The organism is Hydrotalea sp. AMD (genome assembly GCF_004100315.1).
GTDB classification, from domain to species: Bacteria; Bacteroidota; Bacteroidia; order Chitinophagales; family Chitinophagaceae; genus Hydrotalea; species Hydrotalea flava.
Genome location: NZ_SCKY01000005.1, coordinates 237239 through 245974, shown reverse-complemented (window position 1 = coordinate 245974; position 8736 = coordinate 237239). Strand labels below are relative to the sequence as shown.

Sequence of the window (8736 nt, the reverse complement as noted above, 5' to 3'; positions counted from 1 at the left end):
TCAATATATCATCCACTAAACAGTAAATTCCAATAACTTTGTCCTGAAGCATTTGAGTAGAAGTTTTGTTTTCGCAACTCAAAATTATTCCTATTTCAAATGCTTCTATTTTAGGAAACTTGGGTTAATTAATAATACCCAAACCCCGGGTGGTTCACTGTCAACATGTACCGGTTTAATGGCAGTAAGGGTAACGGTATCTCCTTTACAAATTGTGGTATCTTTTTGTACAATTAACTTAGCCGGACAAGAAAAAGGAGCAATTGCACTATCAAATGAAATGGATATAGGATTATGTTCGTTTGAAAATGCAGGTTTTATTTTGACAGATGTATTCCTTTCAAAGGAAGGGAATGTTATTTCCCCTAATGAACTGTTTGCATTATGTAAAGAATGTACATGAAAAAAACCACCAGGTGCAAAACCCAGTAAACCAGTGCTAAAAACTACCAATAAGAACGATAAAGTAAAATACTTATTCATGCGTTCAAAATAAAAGTGATACTCCCGTTTTATATTCAAAAAAATTATTCTGAAACCGGGAGTCGTAATTGTTTTTTTTATTTTTCATGAATTATCACCCAGATAAGCATCAATGAAAAACCATTATATAATTACTTAATTTCATTAAACGGCAGAGGGAATAAAATATTGTATAAGCATGTTAAAATACACATTATTTTCAATAAAACCGGTATTCTATCGATAAATCCTAAGAAAATTATTATTTTTTTTAATTATATTTTATTTTAAATACTTGCATTACAGCCGGTAATAACTTTCTTCCACATTTTACAATTGTAATAAAGAAGATTCAATTTTTGCAAAACATGCTGCTTTTTTATAAACTTTTGGCGAAAAAGTGAAAATTCAGACATTATAAAACAATTAAAATAGCATAGTGTTGGTTAAAAGAAAAAAATAAATTTTAAATTTATATATTAGTATACTGGAAATATTTTTTCCGATTTTAATCATATTTACAAGACTAACACTATGCTTCCATTCAAATGCTTTTCTAAAAAAATCTGTTTAGGTAGTTTATTGATAGGCACATTGCTGCAAGTATCTGCTCAGGATCAAAGCACTTCAAAAAACAAACCCGTCTATGACCTTCATTTATACAATGGGATGCATTGGCGTAATATTGGCCCATGGCGTTCAGGCCGGTGTTTGGCGGTAATGGGTATACCCAATGATCCACACACCTACTATGCCGGACAAACCGGAGGCGGCGTATGGAAAACAACAGATGGGGGTAATTCCTGGAAATGTGTATCTGATTCTTTTTTTACCTCAAGTTCAGTGGGTGCCATTGCTGTAGCACATATCAATCAAAATATAGTTTATGCCGGTACCGGTGAGGTAGAAATGCGTAACAATATTTCTTTTGGAGATGGTATCTACAAATCTACCGATGCTGGTAAAAGCTGGAAGCATATTGGCTTAGAAAAAACTTATGCCATTGGAACCATTGCCATTAATCCTGAAAATGATAATCAGGTTTATGCGGCTGCCATGGGTAAAGTATATGGAGCCAATAAAGAACGCGGATTATATCGTTCCAATGATGGGGGCAATACCTGGCAACAAATTTTGTATGTGAATGATAGTACCGGTTGTGTGGATGTGAAAATAGATCCGGTAAACCCATTCATTGTTTATGCTTCCATGTGGCAGGCTTATCGAACTCCTTATTCATTAAGCAGCGGTGGCAGGGGCTCGGGTTTATATAAGTCGCTGGATGGGGGCAATACCTGGCAGTTGCTTTCCGAAAATCCGGGTATGCCCAAGGGATTAAAAGGAAAAATGATTTGCACCATCTCTCCGGTGCAGCATGAACGAATTTGGGCTATTGTTGAAAATGAACACAGTGGTGTATTTCGTTCAGAGGATGGTGGTGCTACCTGGCAATTGGTAAGTACCAAAAACGATTTAACCCAACGCCCATGGTACTTTAGCCAGATTTTTGCCGATACCAAAAACCCCAATACAGTTTATGTGTTGAATGTAGAATTTTGGAAATCGATTGATGGTGGCAGTAACTGGGAAAAAATTACCAATAGGCATGGCGATAACCATGATATGTGGATAAATCCTCAAAACCCATCTAACTGGATAATGGGCGATGATGGTGGCCCACAAATTACTTTTGATGGTGGTAAAAATTTTACTGCACCTGATTTACCTACTGCTCAGTTTTACCATGTAAACTTAGATAATGAATTTCCATATCATGTATATGGTGCACAACAAGACAATACAAGTGTTAGAATTGCCAGCCGAACTGCCAATGAAGCAATTGGTATACGTGACTGGTACCCGGTGGCAGGTGGAGAAGCCGGTTATATTGTACCTGACCCCCTGAATGCACAAATCACTTATGGAGGAGAATATGACGGACAACTTAGTACCTACAATAAATCAACCGATCAAAACAGAAATATATCCGTTTATCCCGAACAGCACAGTGGAGAAGGGGCTATTGTAATGAAATATCGCTTTAATTGGACCTATCCCATCGCTTTTTCTCCGCACAATAATAAAATGATGTATGTTACTTCTAATCATGTACACAGAACAACCGATGGCGGACAAACTTGGGAAACCATTAGCCCGGATTTAACCAAAAATGATCCGGCAACCCTTCAGCCCAGTGGCGGACCCATTACTTTAGATAACAGTTTAGCCGAAGTATACGGAACCATTTTTGCATTTGCAGAATCGCCTGTGCAATCAGGTGTTTTATGGGCCGGTTCAGATGATGGGTTGGTGCATGTAAGTAAAGATGATGGCAAAACATGGCAAAACGTTACACCATCGGCCCTACCAAAATGGGCACTCATTAGTTATGTGGAACCCTCTCATTTTGATGCAGCTACCTGTTATGTTGCTGCTACACGCTATCAAAGTGATGATACCAAACCCTATTTATTTAAAACACATGATTATGGCAAAACCTGGACATCTATTTCTGAAGGTGTTCAAAGCTATAACCGCTGTATTCGACAAGACCCAACCCACCAAAACATTTTGTATTGCGGCACAGAAACCGGTATTCTTGTTTCGTTTGATGAGGGAGAACATTGGCAAAGCCTGCAACTCAATTTACCCAACACACCGGTAAGAGACATACAGGTACAAACCCGCGATAATGATTTGGTGGTTGCAACACATGGCCGGTCATTTTGGGTATTAGATGACATTACACCGCTTTACCAGTTAAATGAGCAAATGGCAATGAATAAGGCTTTTTTATTTAAACCAAAATGTACATACAGAACTCCTTTAGGGAATAATAACCCAACCCCACCCGTGCATGATGGGCAAAATGCCCCTGCTGGTGCTATTGTGCATTATTATTTCAAAAATAAACCATCCGGTGAAGTTCGTTTAGCAATTCAAACTGAAAAGGGCGACAGTGTTATTACCTATTCTTCTCAAAAAAATTATTTTGGCGAACCCATCACCCCCACTCAAAATTTTATTGAAAATCGCAAGAAAAAACAATCCGGTATTTTAACAGCAGATAGCGGAATGAATACATTTATCTGGGATTTGCGTTACCCGGATGCAAAAGCTGATACTTCTGCCACTTTTGAAGGTGCTTTAACCGGCCCAATGGCAGTGCCAGGAAATTATACCATTGCATTGTATGTTAGTGATAAATTGATTCAGAAACAACCCCTTACCATTGTAAACGACCCAAGAAATACATTTGGAACAAATGATCTGGCAAAGCAATTTGAATTAGCCCAACAAATTCACAATACACTCAATGCAATTGGAACTACAACAAAAAACATACGGCAGATCAGGAAAAAAATTCAGGATTTTACCGGCACACTTTCCCATTCAGATTCTATTCAACAATTCAATGCACTAACAAAACCATTATTAGATAGTTTAACGATAGTTGAAACAACTTTAATGAATCCTAAAATTTTAGCAAGTGAGGATGATTTACGTTTTTCGGTTCGGTTAGAAGAAAAATTGTCGGCACTCAATGTAGCCGTTCAGCAAGCAGATGCCCCTCCCACTGCTTCTATGTACAGCAGCTATCAAAATCTAAAAGAGCAAATTGACATACAATTCAACAATTTTAGAAACCTGCTGCAAAAAAATGTTCCTGCCATTAATCAATGGATTGCGAATCAGAAACAACCATTTATTGCTTTATAAAACTAAAATTGAGTAAAAACCAGATGAAACTCACAGCCGATTAGTGATAGGTAAACCGTTACCATCATTCTTTGAAAATGTTTGTTATACAGTCTGATCTGGCTATCATAAAATGATTGCAAAAAATATTATGGACTAATTTTGCTAAATATGTTTATTTATACCTACTTTTGCACTCCAAAATTTTCCCGTAAGGTTCAACAAGTGTATCCCCGTGGATACCACCAGCAGGGTGTAATCTGAATAAAAGATTATTTATGCCAAAAGTTAAAACAAACTCAAGCGCAAAAAAACGCTTTAAAGTTACCGGAACAGGTGAAATAACCTTCCAAAAAGCTTTTAAACGACACATTCTTACCAAGAAAACCAAGAAAAGAAAAAGAACGCTCAACAAAAAAGGTCTTGTTGGTCCTACCAACAAAGATTTTGTAATGCGCTTATTACGTTTAAAATAAAATTATTACACCATCTCTTTTAAAAGAGTTAAAATATTAAAATATGCCACGTTCCGTTAATGCAGTTGCTTCAAGAGCAAGAAGAAAAAAAATATTAGATCAGGCTAAAGGCTACTATGGTAAACGTAAAAACGTTTATACCGTAGCTAAAAACATTGTTGAGAAAGGGATGACCTACAGTTATGTTGGTCGTAAACTGAAAAAAAGAGAATATCGCCAATTGTGGATTGCACGTATTAATGCTGCCGTAAGAGAAGAAGGATTAACGTATAGCCAGTTTATTCACAAATTGTCTGTGAAAGGCATAGATTTAGACAGAAAAGTATTGGCTGACTTAGCCATGAATAATCCTGAAAGCTTTAAATCTTTAGTAGCTTCTGTGAAGTAAGAAAAAACAGACAGAATGAATCATTACCGGGCTTGTCCCGGTTTTTTTGTTTTAACACCCTCCCATACAAAGCAACCCATCAAAATTTTCACAAGCGTTCATTCAAAATTATTGTATATAAATTTTTAACATATACAACCATAAAAAAAATTCAGTGTTTCAATTGGCACTGAACTTTTTCTATGAGTAATTTACTTTACAACTAAATATCAATTGCTTCACCATAAGCAGCAGCAGTAGCTTCTTTCAAGCCTTCACTCATGGTTGGATGCGGATGAATGGCATTTAAAATTTCATGGGCAGTTGTTTCTAATTTTCTGGCAACAACGGCTTCTGCTATCATTTCTGTTACATTGGCACCAATCATGTGGCAACCCAGAAACTCACCATATTTTGCATCGAAAATTACTTTTACAAAACCTTCTGTAGCACCTGCAGCGCTGGCTTTACCGCTGGCAATAAAAGGGAATTTACCAACCTTAATATCATACCCTGCTTCTTTTGCTGCTTTTTCAGTATAACCAACACTGGCAATTTCGGGTGTACAATAGGTACAACCTGGAACATTGTTATAATCAATTACATCGGGCAAATGTGCTATTTTTTTTTCTAAATAAGCCATATGCTCTGCTGCATTAATTCCTTCTTTTGAGGCAACATGTGCCAAAGCCTGACCGGGCGTACAGTCGCCTATTGCATAAACACCGGGTATGGTAGTTTGCTGATATTTATCAACAATAATTTTACCTTTTTCGGTTTTAATGCCATTTTCTTCCAGCCCTATATTTTCTATATTGGCTACAACACCTACGGCACTTAAAACAATATCTGCTTCTAAAGTCATCATACTGCCATCCTGTTTCTTCACCTGTGCTTTAACGCCATTACCTGAAGTATCTACACTTTCAACCGATGCATTGGTAAAAATTTCAATACCTTGTTTTTTGTATTGTTTTTCCAATTCTTTTGAAATTTCTTCATCTTCTACCGGCACAATTCGAGGCATAAATTCAACAATGGTAACTTTTGTACCCATGCTGTTGTAAACATAAGCAAACTCTACACCTATTGCACCACTGCCTACAATAATCATGCTTTTGGGCTGACCCGGTAATACCATTGCTTCACGATAACCAATTACTTTTTTACCGTCCTGTTTTAAATTCGGCAATTCACGGCTTCTGCCACCGGTTGCAACCACAATATATTTTGATTCGATGATTTGTTTGGTACCATCCGCAGCAATTACTTCAACTTTACCTTTGCCTTTTACTTTACCGGTGCCCATAATTACGTCAATTTTATTTTTCTTCATCAAAAATTGAACGCCTTTACTCATTTTATCTGCTACACCCCTGCTTCGCTGAATTACGGCCGGAAAATCCTGCGTACCGGTTGCATTAATACCATAGTTAGCACTATGTTTTATGTAATCGTACACATTCGCACTTTTAATTAATGCTTTAGTGGGTATACAGCCCCAGTTTAAACAAATACCACCTAAACTTTCTTTTTCTATAATCGCTACTTTAAAACCTAATTGTGAAGCTCTGATTGCAGCGGGATACCCTCCTGGTCCGCTTCCAATTACAATAACATCGTATGCCATAATTTAAATAATTAAGATGAGTGGTTGAAAACAATATTGTACAACCAAAAAATAACAGATGCAAAAATACTGGCTAATCTGCAAATGGAAAAAAGAGAGTTCAAAAAGGAATAAGATTTCATTGCAAAAAATTCTTTATACCAATCAAATCATGATATTTTAAGAAAATAAATTCTTATAGTTTGATAAAATAAGGCATTGGCATGCAGACTGCCCGGTGCATTTTTATTGGCTACAAAACTGCGTAGACCAAATAATGCAGCCATTTTACCATTATTAACAGCCAGTTCTAAATATCCTGCAGCATTAAACATAGCCAGCACCTCGCCCCTGGGTACATCAGCATAACTTTTACTGATTTTATTGATGGCAACATTATTTGGGATGCTAATTTCAAATGGCCGGTTGACTGCTGCTTCCTGAAATTGCTGATTTGAAATATTGATAATTACGTTATCAAATTTATCAATAAATAATACCTGACCTTCTATCCAATCATTACCCATAGAGGGTTGTAAAGAAATTTTTTGTTGAAAAGTAATAGCTGTATCAGCAAGCCGGGTTAAGGGCTCTCCCTGCAATAATCTTCCAATAATGCCTGCCAATATTTGTGTAATTTCTAAAATAGTAGCAGCTGAATGAACTGAAATAGAAAATGGCTGAATATGTTGTTTATCAGCAATCATGGTTAGGAGGCCATTGTCAGGACATATAATAATTTGTCCATTTACTTCAGCTAAAATAAATTGTTCGTTATTTCCTTCAAAACAATCTACCAAAATTAAGTGAATGGTGCCTTTTGGAAAATATTTGAATGCATGATTACATATATATGCTACATGCGGATAATTATTAGCATTTAAATCGTGATTGATATCGACAATATTGGCTTGTGCAAATTGCGTAATTATCTGACCCTTAATAGCCCCTAAAATATAATCCTGAACACCAATATCGGATGATAAAGTAACAATTGACATGCTTGTGGAACGTTGGATGCAATAATATTATTTTACCAACTCACCTTGTTTATAAAAAAACTTTTTGATAAGTCGATCTGCCAGTGCTGGAAAAAATTTATTCAACCATACGGTTTGTTTTCCCTGCGAAGTAAGCACCAATGTACGTTTTCGTTTTTCAATTGCTTTCATGATATATATGGCACAGGTTTCTGCCGTCATTAATTTCGATTCATCCATCGGACTTTCACCTTGTGGTTGCGCATCTTTGTTTAACGCTGCATTGCGAATATTAGATGCAGTAAAGCCAGGGCAAACCCACATTACATTCACACCCTCATCCATTAATTCTGTTCTTAATGCTTCCAGCCAGCCATTCATGGCAAATTTTGAAGCAGAATAACCGCTTCGTCCCGGTAAACCCCTGTATCCTGCAATGGACGAAACACCCAGAACACTTCCCTTGTTTTGAATAATGTAGGGTAATGCATATTTTGTACAATAAACAGCACCCCAAAAATTTACGTCCATTAAACGTTTCAGCGTTTCTAAATTGGTTTCTTTAAAAAGCGAACGCATGGAAATGCCCGCATTATTAATTAAAATATCGATGGTGCCATACAATTTAATTACCGCATTTATAAAATTTTTACAATCAGTTTCATTGCTAACATCTGCAGCCTGAACCATTAAAGGTTTGCCTGCATGGATCGATTGTAAAACATATAATTTATCGTAATTACGGCCACAGGTAGCCACTTTAGCACCCTGCGCAATAAAAGCCTCTACCAGTGCCTTTCCAATGCCTTCAGAGCCACCGGTAATTACAACAACTTTATTATTAAATACCATGATTCAAATTATTATTTGCAAAAATAAGGTTCTGTTGTTGTAGGTTGTGAATAAATATCTTTACAATAGATTTGAAAAAAATTTGGACAGAAAAACTTTTCGCCTATTTTTGCACTCCCAAAAACAAACGGGATGATTCCGTAGCTCAGTTGGTAGAGCAATACACTTTTAATGTATGGGCCCTGGGTTCGAGTCCCAGCGGGATCACAAACAACAAAAAAGCCTTATCAATAAAATTGATTAGGCTTTTTTAATTTTGAATTATTGCCAGAAAGTATTGAATCACTCATC

The 8736-nt window shown here is 36.5% G+C and carries 7 protein-coding genes and 1 tRNA gene; 4 read left to right on the top strand and 4 right to left on the bottom strand.

Going from position 1 to position 8736, the window contains the following annotated elements:
- Nucleotides 1-105 precede the first annotated feature (105 nt).
- The gene (locus EO766_RS05280; RefSeq protein ID WP_074420438.1) at nt 106-483 is read right to left on the bottom strand and encodes a hypothetical protein; all 378 of its coding nucleotides are present in this window, start codon (nt 481-483) and stop codon (nt 106-108) included.
- 513 nt (nt 484-996) lie between these two features.
- Between EO766_RS05280 and EO766_RS05275 the strand changes: the two genes are divergently transcribed.
- The 3 genes from EO766_RS05275 to rplT all read left to right on the top strand — a co-directional run bounded on the left by EO766_RS05275 (nt 997) and on the right by rplT (nt 5025).
- Entirely contained in the window at nt 997-4182 is a 3186-nt protein-coding gene (locus tag EO766_RS05275) for a WD40/YVTN/BNR-like repeat-containing protein (RefSeq protein ID WP_074420439.1), read from the top strand.
- A gap of 257 nt (nt 4183-4439) precedes the next feature.
- Nucleotides 4440-4637 carry a 50S ribosomal protein L35 gene (gene rpmI, locus EO766_RS05270; protein WP_074417781.1) on the top strand — a complete coding sequence of 66 codons (198 nt, stop codon included), beginning with the start codon at nt 4440-4442 and terminating at the stop codon, nt 4635-4637.
- 43 nt (nt 4638-4680) lie between these two features.
- The gene (gene rplT, locus EO766_RS05265; protein WP_068241817.1) at nt 4681-5025 is read left to right on the top strand and encodes a 50S ribosomal protein L20; all 345 of its coding nucleotides are present in this window, start codon (nt 4681-4683) and stop codon (nt 5023-5025) included.
- Nucleotides 5026-5227: 202 nt separating this feature from the next.
- Here the strand turns inward: rplT and lpdA are convergent, their stop codons facing one another.
- The 3 genes from lpdA to EO766_RS05250 form a co-directional block, all read right to left on the bottom strand.
- Nucleotides 5228-6634 carry a dihydrolipoyl dehydrogenase gene (lpdA, locus tag EO766_RS05260; RefSeq protein ID WP_074420440.1) on the bottom strand — a complete coding sequence of 469 codons (1407 nt, stop codon included), beginning with the start codon at nt 6632-6634 and terminating at the stop codon, nt 5228-5230.
- 149 nt (nt 6635-6783) lie between these two features.
- Nucleotides 6784-7614, bottom strand: a complete 831-nt coding sequence (locus tag EO766_RS05255) for an SAM hydrolase/SAM-dependent halogenase family protein (protein ID WP_074420441.1) — start codon at nt 7612-7614, stop codon at nt 6784-6786.
- Nucleotides 7615-7641: 27 nt separating this feature from the next.
- A complete protein-coding gene (locus tag EO766_RS05250) occupies nt 7642-8445 on the bottom strand; it encodes an SDR family oxidoreductase (protein WP_074420442.1) in 804 nt (267 codons plus the stop codon).
- Nucleotides 8446-8579: 134 nt separating this feature from the next.
- On the opposite strand from EO766_RS05250, the gene EO766_RS05245 reads away from it, so the two are divergent.
- Nucleotides 8580-8652 (top strand) — tRNA-Lys (locus tag EO766_RS05245).
- Nucleotides 8653-8736 lie beyond the last annotated feature (84 nt).